26 protein-coding genes are annotated in these 25,833 nt (G+C 68.1%); 19 read left to right on the top strand and 7 right to left on the bottom strand.

Annotation, left to right across the window (positions count from 1 at the left end):
* Positions 1–107: 107 nt before the first annotated feature.
* Positions 108–572: a DUF7992 family protein gene (locus tag ACYQ26_RS13700; protein WP_459809455.1), complete on the top strand. Its 465-nt coding sequence runs from the start codon at positions 108–110 to the stop codon at positions 570–572.
* 30 nt (positions 573–602) lie between these two features.
* Here the strand turns inward: ACYQ26_RS13700 and ACYQ26_RS13705 are convergent, their stop codons facing one another.
* Both ACYQ26_RS13705 and ACYQ26_RS13710 read right to left on the bottom strand, forming a co-directional pair.
* A complete protein-coding gene (locus ACYQ26_RS13705) occupies positions 603–743 on the bottom strand; it encodes a rubrerythrin-like domain-containing protein (RefSeq protein ID WP_459809456.1) in 141 nt (46 codons plus the stop codon).
* Between the two features lie 257 nt (positions 744–1,000).
* The gene (locus ACYQ26_RS13710; protein WP_459809457.1) at positions 1,001–1,183 is read right to left on the bottom strand and encodes a DUF7501 family protein; all 183 of its coding nucleotides are present in this window, start codon (positions 1,181–1,183) and stop codon (positions 1,001–1,003) included.
* 195 nt (positions 1,184–1,378) lie between these two features.
* Between ACYQ26_RS13710 and ACYQ26_RS13715 the strand changes: the two genes are divergently transcribed.
* The 5 genes from ACYQ26_RS13715 to ACYQ26_RS13735 all read left to right on the top strand — a co-directional run bounded on the left by ACYQ26_RS13715 (position 1,379) and on the right by ACYQ26_RS13735 (position 5,790).
* Positions 1,379–2,650: an MFS transporter gene (locus ACYQ26_RS13715; RefSeq protein WP_459809458.1), complete on the top strand. Its 1,272-nt coding sequence runs from the start codon at positions 1,379–1,381 to the stop codon at positions 2,648–2,650.
* A gap of 260 nt (positions 2,651–2,910) precedes the next feature.
* A complete protein-coding gene (locus ACYQ26_RS13720; protein WP_459809459.1) occupies positions 2,911–4,422 on the top strand; it encodes a phosphoenolpyruvate carboxykinase (ATP) in 1,512 nt (503 codons plus the stop codon).
* 127 nt (positions 4,423–4,549) lie between these two features.
* Positions 4,550–4,738: an HEWD family protein gene (locus ACYQ26_RS13725; protein WP_459809460.1), complete on the top strand. Its 189-nt coding sequence runs from the start codon at positions 4,550–4,552 to the stop codon at positions 4,736–4,738.
* A 130-nt stretch (positions 4,739–4,868) separates the two neighbouring features.
* Positions 4,869–5,177 (top strand): divalent-cation tolerance protein CutA, encoded by a 309-nt coding sequence (gene cutA, locus ACYQ26_RS13730; RefSeq protein ID WP_459809461.1) that lies wholly within the window; start codon positions 4,869–4,871, stop codon positions 5,175–5,177.
* A 136-nt stretch (positions 5,178–5,313) separates the two neighbouring features.
* The gene (locus ACYQ26_RS13735) at positions 5,314–5,790 is read left to right on the top strand and encodes a 50S ribosomal protein L11 (protein ID WP_459809462.1); all 477 of its coding nucleotides are present in this window, start codon (positions 5,314–5,316) and stop codon (positions 5,788–5,790) included.
* Positions 5,791–6,127: 337 nt separating this feature from the next.
* On the opposite strand, the gene ACYQ26_RS13740 is transcribed toward ACYQ26_RS13735, so the two are convergent.
* On the bottom strand, positions 6,128–6,736 hold the full coding sequence (locus ACYQ26_RS13740; protein WP_459809463.1) for a hypothetical protein: 609 nt from the start codon (positions 6,734–6,736) through the stop codon (positions 6,128–6,130).
* A 298-nt stretch (positions 6,737–7,034) separates the two neighbouring features.
* On the opposite strand from ACYQ26_RS13740, the gene ACYQ26_RS13745 reads away from it, so the two are divergent.
* The 6 genes from ACYQ26_RS13745 to ACYQ26_RS13770 all read left to right on the top strand — a co-directional run bounded on the left by ACYQ26_RS13745 (position 7,035) and on the right by ACYQ26_RS13770 (position 12,588).
* Positions 7,035–7,667, top strand: coding sequence for a 50S ribosomal protein L1 (locus ACYQ26_RS13745; RefSeq protein ID WP_459809464.1), 633 nt, complete (start codon positions 7,035–7,037; stop codon positions 7,665–7,667).
* Between the two features lies 1 nt (position 7,668).
* Positions 7,669–8,718: a 50S ribosomal protein L10 gene (locus ACYQ26_RS13750; RefSeq protein ID WP_459809465.1), complete on the top strand. Its 1,050-nt coding sequence runs from the start codon at positions 7,669–7,671 to the stop codon at positions 8,716–8,718.
* Between the two features lie 24 nt (positions 8,719–8,742).
* Positions 8,743–9,093 (top strand): 50S ribosomal protein P1, encoded by a 351-nt coding sequence (gene rpl12p, locus ACYQ26_RS13755; RefSeq protein ID WP_120242736.1) that lies wholly within the window; start codon positions 8,743–8,745, stop codon positions 9,091–9,093.
* 216 nt (positions 9,094–9,309) lie between these two features.
* The gene (locus ACYQ26_RS13760) at positions 9,310–10,209 is read left to right on the top strand and encodes a lycopene cyclase domain-containing protein (protein WP_459809466.1); all 900 of its coding nucleotides are present in this window, start codon (positions 9,310–9,312) and stop codon (positions 10,207–10,209) included.
* Positions 10,199–11,263 carry a Brp/Blh family beta-carotene 15,15'-dioxygenase gene (locus ACYQ26_RS13765; RefSeq protein WP_459809467.1) on the top strand — a complete coding sequence of 355 codons (1,065 nt, stop codon included), beginning with the start codon at positions 10,199–10,201 and terminating at the stop codon, positions 11,261–11,263. The genes ACYQ26_RS13760 and ACYQ26_RS13765 overlap by 11 nt, the downstream gene beginning before the upstream one ends.
* Before the next feature lie 56 nt (positions 11,264–11,319).
* Positions 11,320–12,588, top strand: coding sequence for a tripartite tricarboxylate transporter permease (locus ACYQ26_RS13770; RefSeq protein WP_459809468.1), 1,269 nt, complete (start codon positions 11,320–11,322; stop codon positions 12,586–12,588).
* Between the two features lie 17 nt (positions 12,589–12,605).
* On the opposite strand, the gene ACYQ26_RS13775 is transcribed toward ACYQ26_RS13770, so the two are convergent.
* Positions 12,606–13,445, bottom strand: a complete 840-nt coding sequence (locus ACYQ26_RS13775) for a BtpA/SgcQ family protein (protein ID WP_459809469.1) — start codon at positions 13,443–13,445, stop codon at positions 12,606–12,608.
* Between the two features lie 178 nt (positions 13,446–13,623).
* Between ACYQ26_RS13775 and ACYQ26_RS13780 the strand changes: the two genes are divergently transcribed.
* On the top strand, positions 13,624–14,736 hold the full coding sequence (locus ACYQ26_RS13780) for an NADH:flavin oxidoreductase/NADH oxidase (RefSeq protein WP_459809470.1): 1,113 nt from the start codon (positions 13,624–13,626) through the stop codon (positions 14,734–14,736).
* 18 nt (positions 14,737–14,754) lie between these two features.
* Here ACYQ26_RS13780 and ACYQ26_RS13785 read toward each other — a convergent pair whose 3' ends face one another.
* Together ACYQ26_RS13785 and ACYQ26_RS13790 are read right to left on the bottom strand one after the other, a co-directional pair.
* A complete protein-coding gene (locus ACYQ26_RS13785; RefSeq protein ID WP_459809471.1) occupies positions 14,755–15,876 on the bottom strand; it encodes a mechanosensitive ion channel family protein in 1,122 nt (373 codons plus the stop codon).
* Positions 15,877–16,084: 208 nt separating this feature from the next.
* A complete protein-coding gene (locus tag ACYQ26_RS13790; protein ID WP_459809472.1) occupies positions 16,085–16,648 on the bottom strand; it encodes a thioredoxin family protein in 564 nt (187 codons plus the stop codon).
* A gap of 136 nt (positions 16,649–16,784) precedes the next feature.
* Between ACYQ26_RS13790 and ACYQ26_RS13795 the strand changes: the two genes are divergently transcribed.
* The 6 genes from ACYQ26_RS13795 (at position 16,785) to ACYQ26_RS13820 (ending at position 23,343) form a co-directional block, all read left to right on the top strand.
* Positions 16,785–17,381, top strand: coding sequence for a hypothetical protein (locus ACYQ26_RS13795; protein ID WP_459809473.1), 597 nt, complete (start codon positions 16,785–16,787; stop codon positions 17,379–17,381).
* Between the two features lie 121 nt (positions 17,382–17,502).
* On the top strand, positions 17,503–17,988 hold the full coding sequence (locus tag ACYQ26_RS13800; RefSeq protein ID WP_459809474.1) for an Lrp/AsnC family transcriptional regulator: 486 nt from the start codon (positions 17,503–17,505) through the stop codon (positions 17,986–17,988).
* A 6-nt stretch (positions 17,989–17,994) separates the two neighbouring features.
* Positions 17,995–19,152 (top strand): pyridoxal phosphate-dependent aminotransferase, encoded by a 1,158-nt coding sequence (locus ACYQ26_RS13805; protein WP_459809475.1) that lies wholly within the window; start codon positions 17,995–17,997, stop codon positions 19,150–19,152.
* Positions 19,153–19,213: 61 nt separating this feature from the next.
* Positions 19,214–20,476: a GNAT family N-acetyltransferase gene (locus tag ACYQ26_RS13810; protein WP_459809476.1), complete on the top strand. Its 1,263-nt coding sequence runs from the start codon at positions 19,214–19,216 to the stop codon at positions 20,474–20,476.
* 66 nt (positions 20,477–20,542) lie between these two features.
* The gene (locus tag ACYQ26_RS13815) at positions 20,543–21,109 is read left to right on the top strand and encodes a type 1 glutamine amidotransferase domain-containing protein (protein WP_459809477.1); all 567 of its coding nucleotides are present in this window, start codon (positions 20,543–20,545) and stop codon (positions 21,107–21,109) included.
* Between the two features lie 323 nt (positions 21,110–21,432).
* Complete coding sequence (locus tag ACYQ26_RS13820; RefSeq protein WP_459809478.1) at positions 21,433–23,343, top strand: sensor histidine kinase; 1,911 nt, start codon at positions 21,433–21,435, stop codon at positions 23,341–23,343.
* A gap of 240 nt (positions 23,344–23,583) precedes the next feature.
* On the opposite strand, the gene purL is transcribed toward ACYQ26_RS13820, so the two are convergent.
* A complete protein-coding gene (gene purL, locus ACYQ26_RS13825) occupies positions 23,584–25,776 on the bottom strand; it encodes a phosphoribosylformylglycinamidine synthase subunit PurL (protein ID WP_459809479.1) in 2,193 nt (730 codons plus the stop codon).
* Between the last annotated feature and the right edge of the window lie 57 nt (positions 25,777–25,833).

The following is a 25,833-nucleotide window of genomic DNA, read 5'->3' on the forward strand; positions in this document are numbered from 1 at the left end:
ACCATTACTCGAGGAACACGTTCGCGGTCGACGGTCGTCGCGGCCACGGCGCGGACCGCAAGCGCGAGGAGGGAATTCTTATCCGCCGACCGGTCCTACGAACGGGCATGACACTCGAGGTCGAACCCCCCGAGCCGCCGGAACTGGAGTTCGTCGATCCGAACGAATACGACGACGCGACGATCAGCGCCGAGGGCGAGGTCGACTACCGCCGCGAGGAGCTCCAGGAGTTTCTCGAGACCGGCGCCTGGGAGGAGGCGTTCGATACGTGGCGCGAAGACACCGATCTCGAGGAGCGGGAGTACGAGATCGCCCGCGACCTCGACCTGTTCTCGCAGTTCGACTTCTTCTGGGACGACTTCGCCGACCGCGTCGGCTACCACGCGCCCGGGATTCCGGAGGACTGGCAGGCCCGGGAGTATCACCCCGAACTCGACACGTGGGGGACCGTCTCCTCGATCAACGCGGAGCTGACGGAGTTCGGCCAGATCGTCTCGGAGGTGCTCAAGGAGGAGTACATCGACTGGGAGGCCGAGTACGAGCCGCCGGAGGACCTGCCGGACTTCGACTGAAAGGAACGCGCGTGAGCGACGGCGAAGCGACTACTCGCGGGCGACCGCGATGTTTCTCACGACGCCGCCGCACTCGGGACAGGACGCGAGCGACGCGGCCGTTTCTCGGTGGCCGCAGTCGCGACACTCGTAGTACGATCGGTCGGGGGAGTACGGATCCGCGTATACCATAGCCAAACGAGAACCAGTGCCACGGAAAAGGATTATCCTCAAACAGCCCAGTACCGATTCGTACAATTACGATCGCATAAATCCGATTAATTACCGAACGTTCGTCGAATTCCATAGCGGCTGCGCTCGAACGCATCACGTCGCAGCCGATCGCGAATCAGTGGGCGAGAACGAGGCGGATCAGTGGGCGAGAGCCAACCGGAAGCGACGTCTCGCCGGTTCGTCACGGCGGCCGACGTTCTCGACGGGCGACCCCCCTAGCCCGTCCACTCGCCGCCCATATCGCCGGCGACGTTCGTTCGCCACCGATCGAATCGGTGCTCGCACGCCTCGCTCTCGTCGATGTGATCGACGAATCCGGCGCCCGGCGACGGGAGTTCGTCCCCGCAGAAGGGGCAAACGATCGGATCGACCCACTCTCGAGTACTGTTCGTTGACATCGTGGCTCGACGTACTCGAGCCGTCCATATAAGGCTCTGCTGTATATATTCAATATACCTAGGACGTCATAATATTACCATAGGAGATCCGCGGGAACCGGACGATCGACGGCCGCGGCGCGGATCGGTGTCGGCGACGCGGACCGCAACCGGTGGTTTCTCGTCGGCCGGCGGCGCTACACTGACAGGAACGCGATGGAATCGGTATCGACGACGGTCCGACGGCTCGCTCGGTTCGACGCCCTCGCGCTGACGGCCGCGATCTGGTTTCTCGCGAAGTTCCTCCGGTACTCGTTTCCGCCGCTGTTCGGCGACTTTCAGGCGAGTTACGGCGTCTCGAACGCCACGCTGGGAACGGCGTTTACCGGCTTCATGCTCGTCTACGCGGCCATGCAGTTCCCCTCGGGCGTGCTCGCGGACCGGCTCGGCTCGGTCGTCGTCGTGACGGTGGGCGCTCTAGTCGCAGCGACCGCGGCGCTGATCCTGACCGTCGACGCGCCGTTCGCCGTCCTCGTCGCGGCGATGCTCGTCATGGGCGGCGGCACCGGCGTCCACAAGACGGTCTCGGTTCGGCTCCTCGCTCGAGCCTACCCCGATCGGACGGGGCGAGCGCTCGGCGTGTTGGACACGGTCGGGACCTTCAGCGGCGTCGTCGCGCCGACCGCGGTGGTCGCGGTGGCCGGCCTCACCTTCGCGTTCGGCGAGAGCTGGCGGCTGATCTTTCTGAGCGGCGGATTGGTCGGCGTCGCGCTCGCCGTCCTGTTCCGCGTTCGGGTCCCGAAGCGCGTGCCGGACGAGACGACGGCCGGCGGCGCAACTGGCGGCTTCGACGCGGTCGACCTCGGAACGTACGCTCGCCTCCTCCGGAACCGGCGGTTCGCGACGTTCGCGCTCCTGACGGTGCTGTTTTCGTTCACCTACAACGGACTCGTGGCCTTCATCCCGCTGTACCTGACGGACGCGGCCGGGTTCGGGGACGCGACCGCGAATCTGCTGTACAGCCTGTTTTTCCTCGTGAGCTTCGTTCAGCTCGGCACCGGCGAACTCAGCGATCGGCTCGGGCGGCTGCCGATCATCGCGTGCTCGCTCGGGGTGGCGATGGCGGCGCTGATCGCGTTCGTCTCGCTGACCGGGACCGCCGGGCCGGTCCTCCTCGGCGGCACGCTCGTCGCCGTCGGTGTCGGATCACACGGCTTCCGGCCCGTCCGCGGCGCGTACCTGATGACGGTCATTCCGGATGACATCGCCGGCGGCGGACTGGGCGTCGTCAGAACGATGCTGATGGTCGCGGGCGCGATCGCGCCCGCGATCGTCGGCGCGGTATCGGAGTTCGCCGGTTTCCGACCGGCGTTCTGGCTCCTGGTGGCGTCGGTCACCGGTGCGACGGCCCTCGCCGCGTTCCTCCTGGTGACCGACCACGGTGTGGGTCACATCCTGCAGACTGTGGGATCGCTCGGACGGCGCTGAGGGCGGTCGGGTACCGCCGTCGGCGTCCACGAGCGCCGCCGCTCGCAAACGGACGAGCACCGAGTGGCGAGTATTATTTCTCACCCGAGTACAAATCTACACATACCAGATTTAGTATGGTTATGTCTGGAGTAAGGAAACGGATTATAGTGCCGATAGAAGGTACGTAGCGCCTATACAGGATCGAGTTGAGGTAAGTTATGACACACAGCGGTCAAAATATGCATGTTTATATATCGCGGTGATCGGCTGTTACGTATATGTCCGAAACCGGGACGGAACCCCGTCCGCTGGCGACACAGCTTCCCGATCCGGCGACTGCGTCGAACGTCCGATACAACCCCTCCCGCGAGGAACTTCGGGAACTCGCCGCCCACGAGGAGACGACGACCGAGTTCGGCTCACCCTCCTACGTCAGCGAGGTCCGGTCGCGAAGCGCCGACCGGACGAAAAACGCCGTCGACCACGAGTTTACCGACCGCGATCGCGACCTCCTCGAGGACGCGGTCGGCCGAGCGGGCGACCGCGAGATGGTCTGCGTCGATCGGCTGATGGGGCGCCACCCCGACGCGACCTTCTGCTGCCGACTGTTCGTCCCCGTCGATCACGCGCGGATCGCGCTCGCGTGGACGACCCTCTTCGAGCCCGCCGACGGCCGCGAGCCCGACCTCTACACCGTCCAGGATCCGGACTACGACGAGACCGCGATCCGCGTGCTTCCCGACGAGGGCGTGACGGCCGTGCTGGGCACGGACTACATCGGCGAGGCCAAGAAGTCGTTCCTCCGGCTGTTCATGTACCGGATCAAGCAGCAGGGCGGGCTCGGCCTCCACGCCGGGAGCAAGCGCGTCCGCGTCCGCGACGCCGACGGCGACGTCCGGACCGTCGGGCAGGTCTTCATGGGCCTATCGGCGACCGGCAAGTCGACGCTGACCTCCCACGGCTGCTGGCTCGAGGAGCCCGAAGACGCCACGATGTTGCAGGACGACGTCTGCGGGCTCCTGCCCGACGGGACGGTCGCCGGCAGCGAAGGCGAGGGGCTGTTCATCAAGACCATCGGCCTCGACCCGGACGAACAGCCCGAACTCTACGAGGCTGCGACCCACGAATCGGCGGTCCTCGAGAACGTCGCCGTCGACGACGACGGCACCGTCCACTTCGACGAAGATCGGTACACGTCCAACTCCCGGGCGATCGTCCGGCGCGACCAACTCGAGAGCGCCGACGAGGAGATCGACCTCGAGCGGCTCGATCAGGTCTTTTTCATCACCCGAAATCCGCTGATGCCGCCGGTCGCGAAGTTAGACGAGAAGGAGGCCGCCGTCGCCTTCATGCTCGGCGAGTCGATCGAGACCAGCGCCGGCGACCCGTCCCGCGCGGGCGAATCGATCCGCGTCGTCGGGACGAATCCGTTCATCATCGGCTCCGAAGGCGAGGAAGGGAACGTCTTCCGGGACCTCATCGACGATCTGGACGCCGAGTGTTACATCATCAACACGGGCTATCTCGGCGACGAGTCCAAGGACGTCGGCGTCGAGGAGTCGGTGACGATCCTGACCGAAGCCGCGCGCGGAACGATCGAGTGGACCGACGACGAGCGCACCGGGCTGACGATTCCCGACTCGGTGCCCGGACTCGACGTCGAGGAGTACTACGTCCCGGACCACGTCGACGATTACGAGGACGCGGCCGCCGATCTGCGAGCGGAGCGCCGCGCGTACCTCGAGCAGTTCGACGACCTGCGCGAGGAGATCAAAGACGCCGTCTACTGAGGCGGACTCACCCGAATCGGCGGGGAGAAACGCCGGCGCAGGCCCTCGAGTCTCCGGGTTGGCGACCGGCGGCAGCGATTGCCGCACAAGAATAGCGTTATATGCGTGCAGTTCTCACGGCCTTCTAATGAGTGCACAGGTCCGAGCGCCGACGGCTCGCGTATGCGAGCGGTGCGAGCGCGCCGAATACTGGGACGAGGAACTCGAAGCGTGGCAAATCGACAGCGAGGACGGCGAAAAGCAAGTCGGGAACCCCCACTGTCTGCACGAGTGGGACATCAACGGTGCGTTTAATCCGGTCGTCGACGACGCCTAACTCCGTTTCTGATCAGCGCCTCGAGGCACGGATCGGACGACGCGGAGACGGCGGTGTCGGCGGTGCCGAGTCGCGACGTCACGACGCGACGAAGCATCCTTTTTGCGCAGGCGGCGCCTAGTCCGCGACGATGCCGACGGTCTACATCACGGCGCCGCCGGACCGCGCCGACGAACTCGCCGCGACGCTGGTCGACGAGCGACTGGCCGCCTGCGTCAACCGACTGTCGACCACCTCGACGTACCGCTGGGAGGGCGAGATCCACCGCGACGAGGAGGTCGTCCTCCTCGCGAAGACCACCGACGACGCCTACGACGACCTGGTCGATCGGGTCCGCGAACTCCACCCCTACGACGTGCCGTGTATCGAACGGTTCGACGAGGCCGACCTGCTCGAGTCGTTCGCGGAGTGGCGCGCCGAGAGCGTCGACGGCGGGTGACGGAGGCGGCTACTGTGGACGGCGGTTCGCAGCGCGCGCCGACTCCGGCGCTCGTGGCGCTCGTGCGTGAGCCTATCACAGGCGACGACTGCCCGAAAAAGCAACCCTTAAAACTCGCGCACGGGTTGTGACAGGTATGGCTGGAACCATCGAAGTGCTCGTTCCGGGTGGCCAGGCCGATCCCGGCCCGCCGCTCGGTCCCGAGCTCGGACCGACGCCCGTCGACGTACAGGCGGTCGTCCAGGAGATCAACGACCAGACCGAGGCGTTCGACGGCACCGAAGTTCCCGTCACCGTCGACTACGAGGACGACGGTTCGTTCTCGATCGACGTCGGCGTCCCGCCGACGGCGGAACTGATCAAGGACGAGGCCGGTTTCGAGACCGGCAGCGGCGAACCCCAGGAGGACTTCGTCGCTGACCTGTCCGTCGATCAAGTCAAGCAGATCGCCGAGCAGAAACACCCCGACCTGCTCGCCTACGACACGAAAAACGCCGCGAAGGAGATCGTCGGTACCTGCGCCTCGATGGGCGTGACCATCGAGGGCAACGACGCGCGCGAGTTCAAGGAGCGCGTCGACAGCGGCGAGTACGACGACGTCCTCGCCGAGTAACGGTTCCGGTTCGGAGACCGTCTCACGGGCTCGTTTTCTCCCGGTCCGACCGTGCCGTGCGCACCGACGCTGACGCCCGGAAGCCGCCGGCTCGGTCGATACTTCCCACACCCCGCTCGCGAGTGTAACGGCCGTTTCGGCGTCAGACGAGCGTCTGACGACGTTGCCGTTAGTGCCGAGCTAGCGGTGGTCGACCAGTAGCGTATCGCTGGCTGCCGTCTCGAGGCGATCGGTCCAAGCGAGGCGATCGAGCGGATCGACCCGAGCGACGGCCGCGGCAGCGGGCGGGACGCGGAAAGCCGATCAAATGGCGGCGGAGAACGAGTCTCGGCAGATTTTAGATCTTGTTCGCGGGCGGGACGGTTCGCTCGTCGGGTCGCGTCGAACCCCTCGCGGCGAACAGCACGCGGACCCCGGCCCCGACGCCGAGCGCGGCGGCGAGCGCGGCGAGGGCGACCGTCGCCTCGAGCGCACCGCCGGCCGCGCCGGCGAGGAGGCTCCCGACGAGGACGCCGGCCCACAGGCGGTCGTAGCCGGCCCGCGACGCGATCGATCGCCCGATCGCGACGAGGCCGACCGCGGTCAGCGTCGGCAGCGTCGCGAGCCCGAGGACGACCAGCGGGATGCCGAAGAAGACCCCGACGCTCTCGCCGGAAATGAGATAGCCCGTCCCGGCGAGGGAGGCGACGACGAGCGCGGCCGGCAGGCCGATACAGATCGAAATGACCGGGCTCCGGCGGGCGGTCCGGACCGATCGGGAGCCGTACCCCTGCACGAGTCCGAGGACGAGCAGTGCGAGCAGCGCCGTCAGAACGAATTGTCCGCCCGCACGCACGGGAACCGCGAGCGATCGGTAGCCCGCGATCCATTCGGAACCGAACGACGTGAGGGGGCCGGCCGTCGCTCCCCCGCTACCGACAACCGCGTATAAACTTTCTGGCCACATACGCCTACAACTATCGTTCAGTCCCATATTACCTTTGGTTGGCGGAGATCGCTGTAGCGAGTCACTCGCTCCCGACTCCCGGCTCCCGCGCTGATGGACGAACGGGTCCGCCGGCGTCATCGATCGGCGACGACGCGCCGATACGCGCGCGTCGCCGTCGCACGCCGGCGATCGGGGCGGCTCTCGAGGAACGCAGTTCGACGGGTTTAAGTTCGGCATGGCATTTCCTTCAACAGAGACAGGCCTAGCCTGTTTCACTGACCCGTAGGAGCATTCCTGCGTACTACGGAGGTGAACGATGGCAGATTCGGATATCGAAACCGCAGTGGCTCGCGCACTCGAGGAAGCGCCGGATCGGAACTTTACCGAGACGGTCGACCTCGCGATCAATCTGCGCGACCTTGACCTGAACGAACCGTCGAACCGTGTTGACGAGTCCGTCGTGCTCCCGTCCGGAACCGGACAGGAGACGCGAATCGTCGTCATCGCCGAAGGAGAAACCGCCGTCCGCGCCGAGGAGGTCGCGGACGAGGTCCTTTCGGAGGACGACGTGGCCGACCTTGACGACGACGAAGCCAAGGACATGGCCGACGAGACGGACTTCTTCATCGCCGAGGAGGCGATGATGCAAGATATCGCCCGGCACCTGGGTACCATCCTCGGTCCCCGGGGGAAGATGCCGGACCCGCTCTCGCCCGACGAGGACGTCGTCGAGACCGTCAACCGGCTCAAGAACACCGTGCAGCTTCGCTCGGGTGACCGACGTACGTTCCACACGCTCGTCGGGTCCGAGGAGATGGACGCCGAGGACGTCGCCGACAACATCGACGTCATCCTGCGACGCCTGCACGCCGACCTCGAGAAGGGGCCCCAGAACATCGACGCCGTCTACGTGAAGACGACGATGGGGCCGTCCGTGGAGGTGGCCTAACATGAGCGCACAGGCTGAACGCAAAACCGAGAACCTTCCCCAGTGGAAGAAAGAGGAGGTCGACGAGCTCGCCGACCTGCTGGCCGACTACGACAGCGTCGGCATCGTCGGCCTCACCGGCATCCCCTCGAAGCAGCTGCAGGACATGCGCCGCGATCTGCACGGCACCGCGGAGCTGCGCGTCAGCCGCAACACCCTGCAGATCCGCGCGCTCGAGGACGCCGGCTACGACGACCTCGTCGAACACGTCGAGGGTCACGTCGGCCTGATCGCGACGAACGAGAACCCCTTCAGCCTCTACAAGGAGCTCGAGGCGTCGAAGACGCCCGCTCCGATCAACGAAGGGGAAGTCGCCCCGAACGACATCGTCATTCCCGAGGGCGACACCGGGATCGACCCCGGCCCGTTCGTCGGCGAACTGCAGGGCATCGGCGCGAACGCCCGGATCGAAGACGGTTCGATCCAGGTCATGGAGGACTCGACGGTCCTCGAGGCCGGCGAGGAAGTCTCTGCGGACATCGCCAACGTCCTCAACGAACTGGGTATCGAACCCAAGGAAGTCGGGCTCGACCTGCGCGCCGTCATCGCCGACGGCGTGCTCTTCGACCCCGAGGACCTCGACATCGACGTCGAGGCCTACGAGAGCGACATCGCGACGGCTGCCGCCCGCGCACGGAACCTCGCGATCAACGCGGAGTACCCGACCGCGGCGACGGCGCCGACGCTCATCGCCAAGGCCACGGGCGAGGCCAAGAGCCTCGGCCTGCAGGCCGCGATCGAGGACGAAGCCCTCATGCCCGACCTCGTCAGCAAGGCCGACGCACAGGTGCGTGCGCTCGCGTCCCAGATCGACGACGAGGAGGCCCTGCCCGAGGAACTGCAGGACGTCGAGGCGCCCGCTGCTGAAGCTGACGCTGAAGCGGCCGCCGACGACGAGGGCGAGGACGAATCGGCAGACGAACAGGACGACTCCGAGGCCGAGGACGCCGACACCGACGACGACGAAGACGACGGTGACGGCGCGGCCGGTCTCGGCGAGATGTTCGGCTAACGACCACTAACGGAGGATACAACAATGGAATACGTATACGCTGCACTCATCCTGAACGAATCGGGCGAAGAGATCAACGAAGACAACCTCACCGACGTGCTCGACGCCGCCGGCGTCGACGTCGAGGAGTCCCGCGTCAAGGCGCTCGTCGCCGCGCTCGAGGACGTCGACATCGACGAAGCGGTCGAGGAAGCCGCTGCCGTCCCCGCCGGCGGAGCCGCCGCGGGCGGTGCCGCTGCCGGCGGCGCCGAAGGCGGTGCCGAGGAAGAGGAAGCCGAAGAGACGAGCGACGTCCCGGACACGACGGACGAAGACGAGGACGACGACGAAGACGAGGGCGCCGGCGGCGAAGGCCTCGGCGAGCTCTTCGGCTAAGTCGGTCGCGACGAGTTAGACAACCTTCCGATTTTTTGGCGTCGATCAGTTTCGGAGAGCAACAGCGCCGTGTCGTTCCCGACTCGAGCATCGCCGCGTAGCCGAGCGTGCGAGACGCGTGACGTCGTTGGCCCGATTCTTTACGTCGGTCCAGTCGCCACGCTACGGTGAGACGAACCGAATGACCGACACATCGATCTATCGCCGCGGGGCCCGATGACGCTGAGCTACCTCGGGTTTCACGCGGTGTTTCTGTGCCCGCCGATCCTCGCGCTGGGCTGGCTCGCGTACCGGCGGGCTGGATCGTCGCCGGCGCGACGCCAGTGGAGCCGGCGAGTCGGAACCGGACTGGCGATCATCGTCGCCCTCGCGGTCGTCTACACGACCCCGTGGACGAACTTGCTGATCCCGCGGGGCGTGTGGTGGTACGGCGAGGGCGTCGTTCGCGGAACGCTCTGGCACACGCCGCTCGAGGAGTACCTCTTTTTCGTGCTCCAGCCGATCCTGACCGCGCTCGTGCTGGTGCAGTTCGGACCGCCGGCGTCCGACCGGTCGGTGGAACTGGGACTGGGGCCGGGACTGGAATTACCGGGACGACGCCGTATCGCCGGCTGCTGTGCCGGCCTCACCGTCGTCGGTCTCGGCTGGGCGCTGCTGCGTTCGGGATCGACCGAGACCTACTACCTCGGTGCGCTGGTGCTGTGGGCCGGACCAATCCTCACGCTGCAGTGGGCGTTCGGAGCACCCTACCTCTGGGCGACCCGCCGGCTCGTCGGGCTCGCGGTCGGCCTTCCGACGCTGTACCTCTGGCTGGCCGACCGGCTCGCCCTCGAGTGGGGCCTCTGGTACATCTCCGAAACGCACACGACCGGCTACGCCGTCGCCGGCTTGCCGCTCGAGGAAGCGCTGTTCTTCCTCGCGACGAACGCATTCGTGGTTCAGGGGATCGTCCTCTACGCGTGGGTGGTCGATCGGGCCGACGAACTCCCCTCGCTCGACGTTCGGCGGCCGATCGGGCGCCGCTCGAGCCGGCCGGCACAGCGGGTGCAGACGGAGCGAGAGCCGGAACCAGACCCGGGAACGAACCCCGATGTGGACACCGCCGATGCGCGCTGACGTGACGAGCCGGGCCTCGCCCGGGACGGCTGCCGCGGCGAACTCCCGTCGCCGGGCGGCGCACGCGAGCCATGCTGTGGGACTGGTTACGATCGTCCTTGGCATCGCGATTGGCGTCGCGACAGACTCGATCCCGCTGGCCTACCAGTACGTACCGCTGGCCGCGAGCGTCGTCCTGCTGGGGCTGCCCCACGGCGCCGTCGACCACCTCGTCTTGCCGCGCTCGAGGGGCCGACCCGTCACGCCGCGGGCGCTGGCAGCCGTCGGCCTCACCTACCTCGCGATCGGCGGCGCCTACGCGGCCCTCTGGTTCGTCGCCCCCGCGGTCTCGTTCGCGCTGTTCATCGGCCTCACCCTCGTCCACTGGGGCCAGGGCGACGTCTACGCGCTGTGCGAACTGACCGGCGCGAGCCATCTCGAGACGCCCGCACGAAAGGGGCTCACGCTGGTCGTCCGCGGCGGCCTCCCGATGCTCGTGCCGCTGGTCGCCTTCCCCGACCAGTACGCGTTCGTCGCGGGCTCCCTCGTCGGCCTGTTCGACCCCGGTGCGGCGGCCGCGCTCGAGGGCGCGTTCCGGCCGGCGGTTCGCCACGCCGTCGCCGTCGGCTTTGGAACGGTCGTCGCCGCGGCGCTCGCGCTCGGCTACCGCCGGACTGACGCCCTCGAGCCCTGGCTGATCGACGCGGGCGAGACGCTCGGCCTCGCGGCCTTCTTCGCTGTCGTCCCGCCGATCCTCGCGATCGGCCTCTACTTCACGGGCTGGCACTCGGTGCGGCACATTCTTCGGACGCTGTTGCTCGACGACGTCGCGGTCGCGGCGCTGGCGGACGGCAACGCTCGAGGCGCGATCGGTCGCTTCGCGCGCGACGCCGCGCCGCTGACCGCCGGTGCGCTCGTCGTCTTCGCCGGACTGGCGGTCGCGGTGCCGCGGACGCCGGCGACCGTCCCCGACGCCGTCGCGCTGTATCTAGTCGGCATCGCCGTGCTGACGCTGCCCCACGTCGTCGTGGTGTCGGTGCTGGATCTCGAGCAGGGGCTCTGGACTGGCCAGTAGCGGGCCGGTGCCGTCCGAGCGCGGGTTTAAGTACGAACGGGCGGCCAGCACGAGCGATGCCCGAGCCCGTGGCGGCGGCAGCCGCGTCAATCGCGCCGATCGAACTGGCCGCCGATCCGTGGCTGACGGCCCAGTTGCTGGCGTGGACGCTCGCCGGCTGCCTGCTCGGAGGCTGCAGCGGCCTCGTCCCGGGCCTGCACGCCAACAACTTCGCGCTCCTGCTGGCCGGCCTCGCTCCCGCGGCGCCGGGCCCGCCGCTGTTCGTCGGCTGTGCGATGCTCGCGGCCGGCGTCGTCCACACCTTCCTGAACGCCGTCCCCGCGATGGCGCTGGGCGTCCCCGACGCCGAGATGGCGATCACCGCACTCCCGGGCCACCGGATGGTCCTCGAGGGCCGGGGCTACGAGGCGATCCGCCTCTCCGCGCTGGGAAGTATCCTCGCCGTCCTCGCGGCCGTGCCGCTCGCGGTGCCGATCACGCGGGGCGTGACTGCCGTCTACCCGACGGTGCGGGCGCACCTGTCACTCGTGCTGGCCGTGGTCGTCGTCGCGCTGATCGCCTCCGAGCGAACCGGGCGCCGGATGGTCGGCGGCGCCCTCTCGTTCGGGCTCGCCGCCGGTCTCGGCTGGCTCACGCTGGACCTCGAGCCGGCGGCGCCGCTCGAGGCCAGCGGGACGCTTGCGCCACTGTTCGCGGGCCTGTTCGGCGCGCCGGTGTTGATCGAGGCGATCTTCGGCAGCGGGATTCCGCCGCAGGACGGCGACGGAATCGCGGCCTCGAAGCGCCTCGTCGGGGCGACGGCCGTCGCGGGTGCGTTGGCGGGTGCCGTCGTCGGCTACGTTCCGGGCGTCTCGGCGGCCATCGCCGCCGTCGCGGTGCTGGTGGTCGTCCCCGGCGGGGCCAGCGACCGCGGCTACATCGTCGCGACCAGCGGCGTCGACACGGCCAACACCATCTTCGCTCTCTTTGCGCTGGTCGCGATCGGCCAGCCACGGACCGGCGTGATGGTCGCCTTCGAACGCGTGAACGCGCCGCTCGAGTTGCCCGTCCTGATCGCGAGCATCGTGATCGCCGGACTGCTCGGCTTCGTCCTCGTGATCGTCGTCGGCGACGCCTACCTCGAGGCGGTCGGGCGGCTGACCTACTGGAAGCTCTCGGCGGCCGTGCTCGCGCTGTTGCTCGTCCTCTCGGTGCTGTTCGCCGGCCCGATCGGCGTCGGAATCTTCGTCGCCGCGACGGCGATCGGACTGGTCCCGGTTCGGCTGCGAGCGCGGCGCGTGCACCTGATGGGCGTCTTGATCGGACCGCTGATAGTCGGGCTGTGATCCGACGGTTCCGTGCGCTACGCGTCGCTCGAATCCGCCGCCCGAGCGGCCGCGACGAGTTCCGCGACGCGCTCCCGCGAGACGGGGTTCGTCGTCTCGCCGCCCTCCTTGAGCGCCGTGCCGACGATGGCGCCGGTGGCTCCCGCCGCGAAGCAGTCCGCGATCGTCTCACGTGTGACGCCGCTGCCGACGAGCACCGGCACGGGCACCTCGCGATCCGCGAGCGCGTCGGCGACCCGTTCGACGTCCTCGAGCGACGTCTCGGTACCCGTCCCGGACCCTGAGACGATGACGCCGTCGGCCCGACCGCGCCCGACCGTCTCGAGGGCGGCCCGCTCGACGTCGGTCTCGCCGATCGGCGTCGCGTGCTTGACGTGGACGTCCGCGAGGATCGCCACATCGGCGTTGATCCGGTCGCGCAGCCGTACCGTCTCGTGGGCCCGTCCCTCGAGGACGCCCTGATCGGTGGCAGCGGTCCCGACGTGGACGTTGACCCGGACGAAGTCGGCGCCGACGGCGGCTGCGATCGACAGCGCCGCTTTGGCGTCGTTCCGGAGCACGTTGATCCCGACCGGTACGTCGACGGTGTCGGTCACCGCCGACGCGACGGCGGTCATTTCGGCGACGACGTGGGTCGGCACCGACTCCGGGTAGAAGGGCGCATCGCCGAAGTTCTCGAGGACGATGCCGTCGGCGCCGCCGTCCTCGAGGCGCCGGGCGTCCTCGAGCGCGCGCTCGCGGATCGCTGCGCGGTCGCCGTCGAAGGCCGGCGCGCCGGGGAGGGGCGGTAAGTGGACCATCCCGAGGACCGGCCGATCGGCGTCGAAGCGCTCCGCGAAGGGAGTGACTGCGGTCATACCGGAGGTGGCACTTCGAGGCGGTTATACGGTTCGTCGTCGCTTCGTCGACGAATCTGCGCTCGCGGGACGGGGGATGCGACCGCGGACCGAACGCGATCGGCACGCAATCGCAACCCGGCAAAGCCGTCGCCGTCCGCGGTCGTTTTTCCTTGCCCGTCACTACGATCGAACGCACATGACCGACCTCTTTTCCGACCTCTCGCTGCGCGACCTCGAGATACCGAACCGACTCGCGGTCTCCCCGATGTGTCAGTACTCCTGTGACACCGACGGGCTGCCCACGGAGTGGCACCGCGTCCACCTCGGCAGCCGCGCCGTCGGCGGCGCCGGGATCGTCATGACCGAGGCGACGGCCGTCGAGCCGCGCGGCCGGATCACGCCCCACGACCTGGGCATCTGGAGCGACGAACACGCCGAAGCGCTGCGGCCGATCACCGAGTTCGTCCGCGATCAGGGCGGGGTGCCGGGCATCCAACTGGCCCACGCAGGCCACAAGGGCAGCAAGACCCGCCCGTGGGACGGCAACGTCCCGATCGCGCCCGACGAGACCGACCCCGACGGCGCCGAGGGCTACGAGGTCCTCTCCCCCTCGCCCGAGGCGTATCCGCCGTTCGAAGGCGACCGGCCAGCCATGCGGAAGGCCGATCAGGACGACATTGAGGGCGTGATCGACGCCTACCGCGCCGCCGCCGAGCGCTCGCTCGAGGCCGGCTTCGAGATCGCCGAGGTCCACGCGGCCCACGGCTACCTGCTCCACGAGTTCCTCTCCCCCGTCACGAACGACCGCGACGACGACTACGGCGGGAGCTTCGAGAACCGGACGCGGCTGGTCCGGGAGGTCGTGCGGGCCGTCCGCGACGTCTGGCCCGACGAGAAGCCGGTCTTCGTCCGCATCTCCGGGACGGACTGGCTCGAGGACCGCGAGTCGTGGGATATCGACCAGTCGGTGCGACTGGCCGGCGACCTCGCCGAGCTGGGCGTCGACCTCGTCGACGTCAGTTCCGGCGGACTCCACCCCGATCAGCAGGTTCCCGGCGGGCCGAACTTCCAGGTGCCGCTGGCCGAAGCGGTCCGCGAGGGCACCGACGACCTCGCCGTCGGCGCGGTCGGCGGCGTCACCGAACCCGAGCAGGCCGACGCGCTCGTCCGCAACGGGCGCGCGGACCTCGTGCTCGTGGGGCGAGAGTTCCTGCGCGATCCCTACTTCAGCCTGCGCGCGGCCGGCGAACTCGAGGACGACGCGGCCGAGGAGTGGCCGGTGCAGTACCGACGGGCGGTGCAGCGATAGCGACGGCGATAGCTCGGTTCAGTCCCCGCCCGTCGCCCGCTCCTCGAGCGACGAGCGTCCGCGGTCGGCGCCGGTACCCTCGTCGATCCGCAGCGCCTCATCGCGGGCCGCGTGCACCCGCTGCGGGAACGGGATCGAGATCCCCTCGCGGTCGAACGCGGCGTCGATCGCCTCGATCACGTCGGTTCGGGCGTCCAGTTTCCGCCGCATCGTCGGCTCGCCGATCCAGGACCGACACTCGAGGACGATCGCCGAGTCGTCGAACCGTTTGGCGATCACCTGCGGATTCGGATTGTTCTTGACCGACTCGACCTCGTCGACCGCGTCGGCGACGACCGACCGGGCGAACTCGAGGTCAGTCTCGTAGTCGACGCCGACCTCGACGTCGATCCGGAGCTGGTCATTCTTCGAGTAGTTCGTCAGCTGGCTGTCGGTCACCTCGTCGTTGGGGACCAGGACGTGTTTGTCGTCGAACGTCTGGATCTGAGTGGTAAAGAGCGTGACGTCGGTGACGATGCCGGTCGTCTCGTTGACCCGAATCCAGTCGCCGACGGTGAACGGCCGCGTGAACAGCAGGATGAAGCCCGCCAGCATCGCCGCGAGCGTCTCGCGGGCCGTCAGCGCGACGAGCGCCGTAATCGCGCCCGCGCCGATGAAGATGTTCGTGAGGTCGATCCCCCAGAGCGTGAAGATCACCGTCCCCGCGACGGCGACGATCCCGATGTCGGCGACGTGGTACGCGACCTCGCGCTGGTGGCTCGTCAGCGCCTTCGTCTGGGCGAGTTTATCGATCGACCGGTTGACGACCCTGATCGCGAGGTAGGCCGTCAGCGCGATCGCGAGCGTCATCAGCTGGTACGCCGCGATCCAGCGGTTGATCGACAGTATCGCGAGGATGTACTCGAGAACGAACGTCATCCGCCAGACGACGCTGAGGAGGTAGACGGCGGTGACGACGACGCTCACGAGGACGAGCACGGACGCGATTTCCTCGAGTTGCCGTCCGTACTTCCGTCTCACGACGGGCCGGATACGCGAGGCGGCGACGATGCCGAGCCCGACGAACGCGGCTAGCAGAACCGTGGCGAGCAGCCGGCCCTCGAACGCGGCGAAGTACGCCTCCTGTAGTCGTCGGATCAACTCCGGCCGAAGCGAAGTTGCGACTACTGAGCGAGAGTGATCCACGTCGACAACGCGGATAGGGGAGACGCGTATTTGTACCCAGAGCCGGCACTCTCAACCCCGAATAGTCATCGAAACATCGTTTTCTGCCGACTTTTCTGCGAGCTGCGAATCGCCCACCCTCACCGCTCGCCGGCTCGAGTCGCGGCGATCGAGTCGACCGCGGTCAGTCCTCTTTCCACTTGATCGAACAGCCCTGCGAGGGCTTCCACTCGAGGTCGACGTCCTCACCGGCCAGCACCGCCTCGATCGCCTCGCGGACGTGGAACCGCGTCGGCTCGTCGTCGGGGTTCAGTGCATCGTCGAGTCGGCCCTGGTAAGCCAGGCGGAACTCATCGTCTTCTCGAGCAAAGAGGAACGGATCGGGCGTACAGACCGCACCGTACTTGGCGGCGACCTCCTGGCTCTCGTCGCGCAGGTAGGCGTCGTACCGAACGCGGCCCTCGTCGACGAACTCCTGCATCTTCTCGAAGGAGTCTTCGGGGTACTCCTCGGCGTCGTTGGGGTTGATCCCGACGACCGAGACCTCGTCGTACTCGTCGGCTAGCTCGTTCAGCAGGTCGAACTTGGCCTGGGCGTACGGACAGTGGTTGCACGTGAACACGACCAGCAGCGCCTCGCTGTCGGCGAAGGACTCGAGCGTGTACGTCTCGCCGTCGACGCCCGGCAGTTCGAAGTCGGGCGCGGCGTCGCCGGCCTCGAGTTCGGTGTCGGACTCTTGCAGTACCATACCGAACCGTTCGATCCGTTGATGCTTAAGAATCCCGCTGGCGGAACGATTCGGGCTCGAATTCGGACGTGCGACCGCAAAAGCGAGCCGTCCGTGACGGCGTACCTATTTGTACCACCCGCGGCATCGATGGAACATGCAGACGCTCGAGATCACGGACGAACAGTACGCGTTCATCCAGCGGCTCCGGCAGGAGATTTCCGAGGAGGTCGTCGGCAAGTACGGCTACGTCCGGGAGCGGGACGCGGTCCAGTTTCTGATCGACAACATCGACGGCGAGGCCGACGTGGACATCGAGATCGACGAGGCCTTTCACTCCTCGGCGACCGCCGACGTCGCTGGGTCGGTCGACGCCGCGATCGAAGCGGACGGCGAGTCGGCCGGCGAGGAGGTCTCCTACGACGAGAACGACGAGCCGATCGATCCGACCGAAACTGACGACGCGGACGAACCGTCGACCGACGACGCCGACGGTGACTCGGACGACTCGAGCGACGCCGACGACGGAACCGAAAGCGACGACGCGAACGCGAACACGGACGACGAGAACGGCGACGCCGACGACGACGAGATGTTAGACGAGATGATGAGCCTCCTCGAGACCCACGACGACAAGTGGGAGGAGTCGTCCGCCTCGGACTACCGCTACACCGTGACGCTGCCTGACGGCTCCACTGAAGACGTCCAGACGAAAGACGACGTGCGGGCGCTGCTGTTCAAGAACTACCGGTAACCGCCGAATCGTTTGTCTCGCTACCGGTTCCCGCGCTCCGATCTCTCTGTCCCTCGAGATCCGTCCCGATCTATCGTGGGAAAGAACAACGTTTTTACTCGCGCTCGCGGTTGCCCGTGATATGAGCGAACGCGAGGTGCTCGAGTTGCTTCGTGAGAACGCGCGATACTCCACCAGCGACATCGCGCGAATGACCGACCTCGAGGAAGACGAGGTCGAGGCAGCGATTGAGGAACTCGAGGCAGCAGGCGTGGTTCGCGGCTACCAGGCGGTCGTCGACTGGGACAAACTGGAAGACGAGCGCGTCCGCGCCGAGGTCGAGTTGAACGTGCGCCTCGACCGCGAGACCGGCTACGGCGACATCGCCGAGCGCCTCGCTCGATTCCCGCAGGTCAAGGCCCTGCGCCTGGTCAGCGGGGACTACGACTTCGACATGGAGGTCGAGGGCGACTCGATCCGCGAGGTCTCCCAGTTCATCAGCGAGAAGGTCGCGCCCGTCCCCGAGATCACCCAGACGGTCACCCACTACGTGATGACCTCCTACAAGGAGAACGGGATCGAACTCGGCGACGGCGACGAGGACGACCGGCTCTCCGTTTCGCCCTAATAGCCCATGACCTTCGAACTCTCAGATCGCGTGCAGGCGGTCCCACCGTCGGGTATCCGTCGGTTCTTCGAGATCGCCGAGGAGCGCGACGAGGTCATCTCGCTGGGCGTCGGCGAACCCGACTTCTCGACGCCGTGGGCCGCCCGCGACGCCGCGATCACGTCCTTAGAGCAGGGGAAGACCTCCTACACGGCCAACCGCGGCAAGCGGGAGCTCCGGGAGGCGATCAGCGACTACGTCGCCGACCGGTTCGACCTCGGCTACGGCGCCGACGAGGAGATCATCGTCACCGCGGGCGCGAGCGAGGCCGTCGACCTCGCGTTCCGGGCGCTGGTCGATCCCGGCGACACCGTCGCGATCGCCCAGCCGTCGTACATCTCCTACGAGCCGGGCGTGATCTTCGCCGGCGGCGAGGTCCTGCCGGTCCCCACGAAGCAAGAGGACGACTTCCGGCTCACCGTCGAGGGCCTCGAGAAGGCCGGTGCAAGCGAGGCCGACCTGCTCGTGCTCTGCTACCCGAACAATCCGACCGGCGCGATCATGCGCGAGGAAGACCTCAAGCCGGTCGCCGAGTTCGCCCGCGAGCACGACCTGACCGTGCTGGCCGACGAGATCTACGCCGAACTCACGTACGACGGCGACCACACCTCGATCGCGACGCTGCCGGGCATGCGCGAGCGCACCATCGTCTTCAACGGGTTCTCCAAGGCCCACGCGATGACCGGGCTGCGGCTGGGGTACGCGCTCGGCCCCGCCGACGTCATCGGCGCGATGAACAAGATCCACCAGTACACGATGCTCTCGGCGCCGACGACGGCCCAGCACGCGGCCCTCGAGGCGTTAGACTCCTGCGACGGCGACGTCCGGGAGATGGTCGACCAGTACGACCGTCGGCGGCGGTTCGTCCTCTCGCGGTTCCGCGAGATCGGGATGGACGTCTTCGAGGCCAAGGGCGCGTTCTACTGCTTCCCCGAGGTCCCCGCGGGCTGGACCGCCGAGGAGTTCGCCGAGGCGGTCCTGCGCGAACAGGGCGTCGCGGTCGTCCCCGGCGACGTCTTCGGTGCCGGCGGCGAGGGCCACCTCCGGGTGTCCTACGCGACCGGCCTCGACGACCTGCGCGAGGCGCTGAACCGCCTTGAGGCGTTCGTCGCCGATCGAACCTGACGCTTTCGTCGCTCGAGGGAATACCGCGACCGATTTGGTCGTCCTCCTCCCTGTCGTCCGTATGAGCGACTACCGTCCGCTTCCGGACGACCGCGAGCACCGCGCCCTGTTCCACGAGTTCAGGAGCTACGCGTTCAGGCCCGAAGAGGGCGTACCGGCGTACGATCCCGACGAGCACGATACGCCGCGGGCGATCCTGGGGGCCCGTCGCGGCCTGTACGATAGCGAAGGCGAAGAAGACGAAGAAAGCGAGGCCGGCGAGGACGAACTGCGCGCCGTCTGTCGCCACTACTGGCTCGCGGCCCGCGTCCGCGGCGAGGACCGCCCCGTCGCCGGCCTGGCCTCGGTCGCGACGCCGCCCGAGCACCGGCGGCAGGGGTACGTCCGGCGACTGCTCGCCGACTCCCTCGCAGAGTACCGCGAGCGGGGCGATCTGTTTTCGCTGCTCTGGCCGTTCCGCTACCGGTTCTACCGCCGATTCGGCTGGGATACCGCCAACCGGATCGCGATCCACGAGTTCGAACCCGGCGTGCTGTCGTTCGCCCGTCGCGCGGACCGGCCGGGAACGTTCCGCCGCCTCGAGGCCGACGAGTACGCCGCGCTCGAGGCGGCCTACGAATCCCGCCGCGAGCGGTACGCCCTCGGGCTGGCGCGAGACGAGGACTGGTGGCGCCACCGGGTTTTCGGCGGCGGCGAGACCGACCCGTTCGTGTACGCGTACGAACGCGACGGCGAGGTCGTCGGCTACCTGGTCTACACCGTCGACGACGGACGGGAGGGGAAGACGATGCGGATCTCGGAACACGCGGCGGTCGACCGCGAGGCGCTGCTGGCCCTGCTGTCGTTCGTCGCCGACCACGACTCGCAGGTCCGGCGCGTCCGCTTGCGCGCGCCCGAATCGTTCCCGCTGCGCGACCTCGCGACGGACCCTGACGAGATCGAAACGACGATCGAAACGGGGCCGATGGTCCGACTCGTCGACGTCGCGCCGACGCTGGCCGCGCTCGCCTCCCCCGCCGCCGACGCGAGCACGTCCCTGACGATCGCGGTCGACGATCCGCTGGCCGAGTGGAACGACGGCACGTTCGCGCTCGAGAGCGAGGCGGGCGACGGCACCGTCGACTGCGAACGAGTGGAAGCGGGCCCGGACACCGACCCCGACGCGGCCCTCGACATCGGCGCGCTCTCGCAACTGGTCGTCGGCGCCCGATCCGCCACGGCCCTCGAGCGAACGGGGCGACTCGAGGCGTCGAGCCCGGACGCGACGGCGACGCTCGCCGACCTGTTCCCCGAGACCGACGTGTACCTCGGGCACTTCTTCTGATTCCGACTGCACCGCCGTGCAAGCGCAGGTCGAACGCTTGTCCGCGCGTCGGCCGTCCCCTCGAGCATGAGCGACTCCGAACACGAAGCACACTCGCTCGAGGGCGTGACCGTCGCGGTGTTCATCGCACCCGAAGGGACGGAGGAAATCGAGTTCACCGAGCCGAAGGACGCCGTCTCCGAGGCCGGCGCGACCGTCGACGTCCTCGGGATCGAAACGGGCGAGGCACGGACGGTCAACAACGATCTCGAGGAGAGCGACGCCTACGAGGTCGAGAAGACGTTCGACGACGTTTCGGCGGACGATTACGACGCGGTGATCGTCCCCGGCGGCACCGTCGGCGCCGACACCCTGCGCGCGAACGAGGACGCCGTCGAACTGCTCCGTTCGCACGTGACGGCCGGCAAACCGGCGGGCGTCATCTGTCACGGTCCCTGGCTGCTGGTCGAAGCGGATGTCGTCGACGGCCGGAGGCTAACCTCCTATCCGAGCCTGCAGACCGACGTCCGCAACGCGGGCGGCGAGTGGGTCAACGAGGAGGTCATCGTCGACGACAATCTGGTGACCAGCCGCAAGCCGGACGACCTCGAGGCCTTCTGCGATTCGATCCGCGAGGCGTTCGCCGCGGCGTAACGTCGCCGGATCCTCGTCGATCGGTCGAACACCGCTTTTGACCGTTCTCGAACATCTTCGAGCGGAACGCGACCGGTGCGCGGATAGTCATCAATGGGTATATGTCCCGACGTTCCGTACGGTTCGGCCACGACAGTCAAATACGCCCTTCGTGAAACACTGGCTGACTGTTCGCCAATGGCGACGATAAACGACAACCTTCACGCGAGCGAGGTCGGCGCGCAGCCACCCGCAGGTGTAGGTTGGTTCAGCCGTCCGAATTCTGATCCGGGCTCGAATGCGGGTTCGAGTTCGGGTTCAGGTTCGCCCCCTGGTGATCGACCGTGACCCGACGATCGATCCCGGCGCTCGACCGGATCACGGACGCCTTCTTCGCGCTCGATACGGACTTCCGCTTCACCTATCTCAACGCGCGCGCCGAGTCGCTGCTCAAGCGTTCGCGCACGGAGTTGATCGGGCGGGTCATGTGGGACGAGTTCCCCGAAACCGTCGAGACGCAGTTCCCCGACGGCTTCCACCGCGCGATGGACGAGCAGGTCCCCGTCTCCTTCGAGGTCTACCACACCCGCCTCGAGACCTGGTTCGAGGCCAAGGCCTACCCCTCCGAAACGGGGCTCTCGGTGTACATGCGCGACGTCACCGAGCGCAAGCGCCAGGAGACGTCGCTGGCCCAGCACGCCGCCGTCGTCGAGGCGATCAGCGACGGCGTCGTGACGCTGGATCGCAACCGAGAGATCGTCTCGGTCAACGGCGCGATGAAACGGATCCTCGGCGCGGACCGCGAGGAACTGATCGGTGAACACGTCGAAATCCTCCCGGAACTGGCCGCGATCGACGACGACGACGCGGTCGAGATCGGGCGCGCGATCACCGACATCGACATCGGCACCGCCCAAACGCGGCGCCTCGAGGCGCCGTTCACCGCCGCCGACGGCACCGAACGGATGGGCGAGTTCCGCTTCGTCCCGATCGAGGACGACGCGGCGACCGTCGCTTGCGTCCTTCGGGACGTCACCGACCAGCACGAATACGAGCGCGTCGCCGCCTCGCTCCACCAGGTCACGCGGTGGCTGCTCGACTCCGACGACCCCGAGGAGATCTGCGCGATCGCCGTCCACTCGGGCAGCGACCTGCTCGATCTGCCGATCAGCGGCGTCTGGCTCTTAGAGGAGGAGCACGGCTACCTCGAGCCGGTCGCCGGCACCGCCGGCGCCCACGACGAGTTCGGCGGCCTGCCGCGGTTCTACCCCGGCGAGGGGCTCGTCTGGGAGGCGTTCGAGGCCGGCGACGTCGAGCGGTTCGACGACCTCGCGGCCCGCGAGGACCTCTACAACCCCGAGACCCCGATCCGCTCGGAGATCATCGCCCCGATCGGCACCCACGGCGTCCTCATGACCGGCGCCCTCGAGCCCAACCGGTTCGACGAGACGGACGTCGAACTGATCTCGACGCTCGTCGAGAACACGCGCGCGGCCCTCGACCGGGCCGACCGCGAGCGGGTGCTCCGCGAGCGGACCGCCGAACTCGAGCGCCGGACCGAGCGCCTCGAGGGCGTCGCCGACGTCCTCTCGAACGACCTCAAGCGACAGCTCGAGACGGTCGCCGAGGCGCTCGAGGACGGCGAGGAGCGACGCTCCTCGAGCGGTCGGACACAGCCCGACGACTGGGAGTTCCCCCTCGCGGAGGACTCCGTCGAGACGACGCTCGACCGGGCCGAGCGGCTCGTCGACGACGTCAAGGAGTTCGCCCGCAACGCCACCTCCGTGCGGACTCGGAGCCGAATCCGCCTCGAGAGCGCGATCGAGGAGGCGCTCGCGGGCTCGCGGCTGGCCGACGACGCCGTCATCGTCGAGCGGCCGGCGACGCTGCGGGCCGACGCCGACCGGTTCGTTCACCTCCTCGAGACGGCCTTCGACGACGTCGCGTCCCGGAGTCGGAGTCCCGGCGACGTGACGGTGTGGATCGACGTGATCGGCCTCGAGGACGCCGACCGCTCGCGGGGCTTTTTCCTGCGCGACGACGCGGCCGAGGTTCACCACGGGACCCACGACCGACTGCTCGATCCCGGCGCCGACGACGAGACGGCCATCGAGGGGCTCGGCCTGGCGCTCGTCAAGGCGATCGCCGAGGCCCACGACTGGACGCTCTCGATCGAGCAGGGTTCCGAAGGCGGCACGCGGATCGAAATCCGTGACGTGATGACCCTCGAGGTGCCGGAGTCGACCGCCGAGTAATCGATCCGCTCGAGTGCCGACGCGCAGGCTAGTTTTCGCCCGCGTCAAGCGCGTCTCGCATCGCGTATCGCGTCGGATACGCCGATCGCCTCAGCCTCGCTTTCGGCCGTCCGGACGTCGTACTCGGCCTCGAACCACGCCGTATAGCGGGCCGCGAGGGCCGGATCGTCTAAAGAACCGCCTCGAGGACGCGTCAAAACACCGACTGCTCAGCGAAAAAACGGTACCGGCGCGGGCCGCTCACTCGAGTTCGCGTTCGATCGTCGCGCGCCGGTCGCGGATCGTCGCCGCGTCGGTCTTGAGCGTTCGGTCGGCGGCTTCGATCTCGAGGCGGCCGTCGGCCGTCGCCGAGCCCAGGCTGACGACGGGTGCGACGCCGTCGAACGCCGCGCGGACCGCGTCGGGGTCGGTCGTCTGGATCAGGACGCGACCGGGCTGTTCGTAGAACAGCGCACCGGCGGGGTCCTCGACGTCCGCAGGTAGGGTTATCTCGAGGCCGGCCTCCTCGGTTACCATCTCCGCGAGCGCGACGGCGAGGCCGCCGTGGCTGACGTCGTGGGTCGCGAGCGTCGCGTCGTCGTCGGCGACCTCGGCGATCGTCTCGACGAGCGCCGACGGCTCGTCGGGCAGCGCGGGGAACGTATCGCTGCCGTCGAATCGGGCGAGGTACTCCGAGCCGCCCAGCGCGAACTCGCCGCGCTCGAGCGCGAGATCACCCACGAGCAACAGTTCGGCCTCGGCGTCGGGCGCGGCCGACAGCGGCGGCGCGTCGTAGCCCGCTTTCGCGCCGACCATCGCGAGCGTCGGCGTCGGCGGGATCGGGCCGGCGACGGAGTCGTTGTACAGCGAGACGTTCCCGCCGACGACCGGCGCCTCGAGGGTCGCGCACATGTCCGCGAGGCCGTCGACGATCCCCTTGAAGCCGCCGTAGACGTCGGGCTTCTCGGGATTGCCGCCGTTGAGACAGTCGACCGCTGCGAGGGGGGTCGCGCCCTTGGCCGCGACGTTCGTCGCGTTCTCGAGGGCGACCGCCTGCGCGCCCTCGTAGGGGGCGGCGTCGGTCCAGTTGGGCGCGGCGCCCGACGAGATAGCAAGGCCGGTCCCCGCCTCGCGGACCGCGACGATCGCGGCGTCGTCGCCCGGCCCGACGCTCGTGCGCACGCCGACCTCGTGGTCGTACTGGCGGTAGACCCACCGCTTCGAGGCGGTGTTCGGACTCGCAACGACCGTCTCGAAGGCCGCCTCGAGGTCGACCTCCGGAAGGTCGGTCTCGGGTTCCGCGGGCTCCTCGGCGGGCAGGTCGTTCATCGGCGCGCCCTCGCCGAGGAACTCGGCGTCGACGTCGACGACGGTCTCGCCCTCGAACGTGCAGGTGTAGTTGCCCTTGGTGACCTCGCCGATCACGGAGCAGCCGAGGTCGAACCGCTCGGCGATCTCGCGTACCCGATCGACGTTCTCGGGTGCGACCTCGTAACACATCCGCTCCTGGGATTCGGCCAGCAGGATCTCGAGGGCGTTCATGTTCGGCTCGCGCTGGTGGACGCGCTCGAGTTCGATGTCGGCGCCGAGGCCGCCCTTGGCGACCAGTTCGCTCGAGGCGCCGCCGAGGCCGGCCGCGCCGAGGTCGCGGGCCGATTCGATCAGGCCCTCCTCGACGAGCTGCTCGTTCGCTTCGATCAGCAGCTTCTCCGCGTAGGGGTCACCGACTTGGACCGCGGGCCGGTCTTCGGTCTCGGCGTCCTCCGAGAGGTCCTCGCTGGCGAAGGAGGCCCCGCCCAGGCCGTCCCGTCCGGTGGCGTTGCCCACGAGGACGAGTTTGTTGCCGGGTTCCTGCGCAACGGCTGTGACCAGTCGCTCCTCGTCGGTCAGGCCGACGCAGGCGACGTTCACGAGGGGATTCCCCTCGTAATCGGGGTGGAAATCGACGCTGCCGGCGACCGTCGGAACGCCGATGCAGTTCCCGTAGTGGCTGATCCCCTCGACGACGCCCTCGAACAGGTACTTGGAGTGTTCGCGGTCGAACGCGCCGAAGTACAGCGAGTCCGCGAGCGCGATGGGGTAAGCGCCCATCGAGAGCGTGTCGCGGACGATGCCGCCGACGCCGGTCGCGGCGCCGTCGAACGGATCGACGTAGGAGGGGTGGTTGTGGCTCTCGATGCCGAGCGTGATGTAGGTGTCCCCGTCGGCGCCGTCCCCGTCCTCGCTCCCAGCATCGGCGTCCGTGTTATCCGGCACGGCGACGACCGCCGCGTCGTCGCCCGGCCCGACGACGACCTGCTCACCCTCGCTCTCGAAGGCCGACAGCAGGGGTCTCGAGGAGCGGTACGCGCAGTGTTCGCTCCAGAGGTTCTCGAACAGCGCCGCCTCGGCCCGGGTCGGCTCCCGCCCCAGTTCGTCGACGACGAGTTCGCGGTCCGAATCGGCAAGACTCATTCATCTAGGTGGTGAAAGCCGGCCGGTAAATGGGTTTCTATGTGCACCTTCGTGTAT

This window comes from Halopiger thermotolerans (assembly GCF_054654555.1).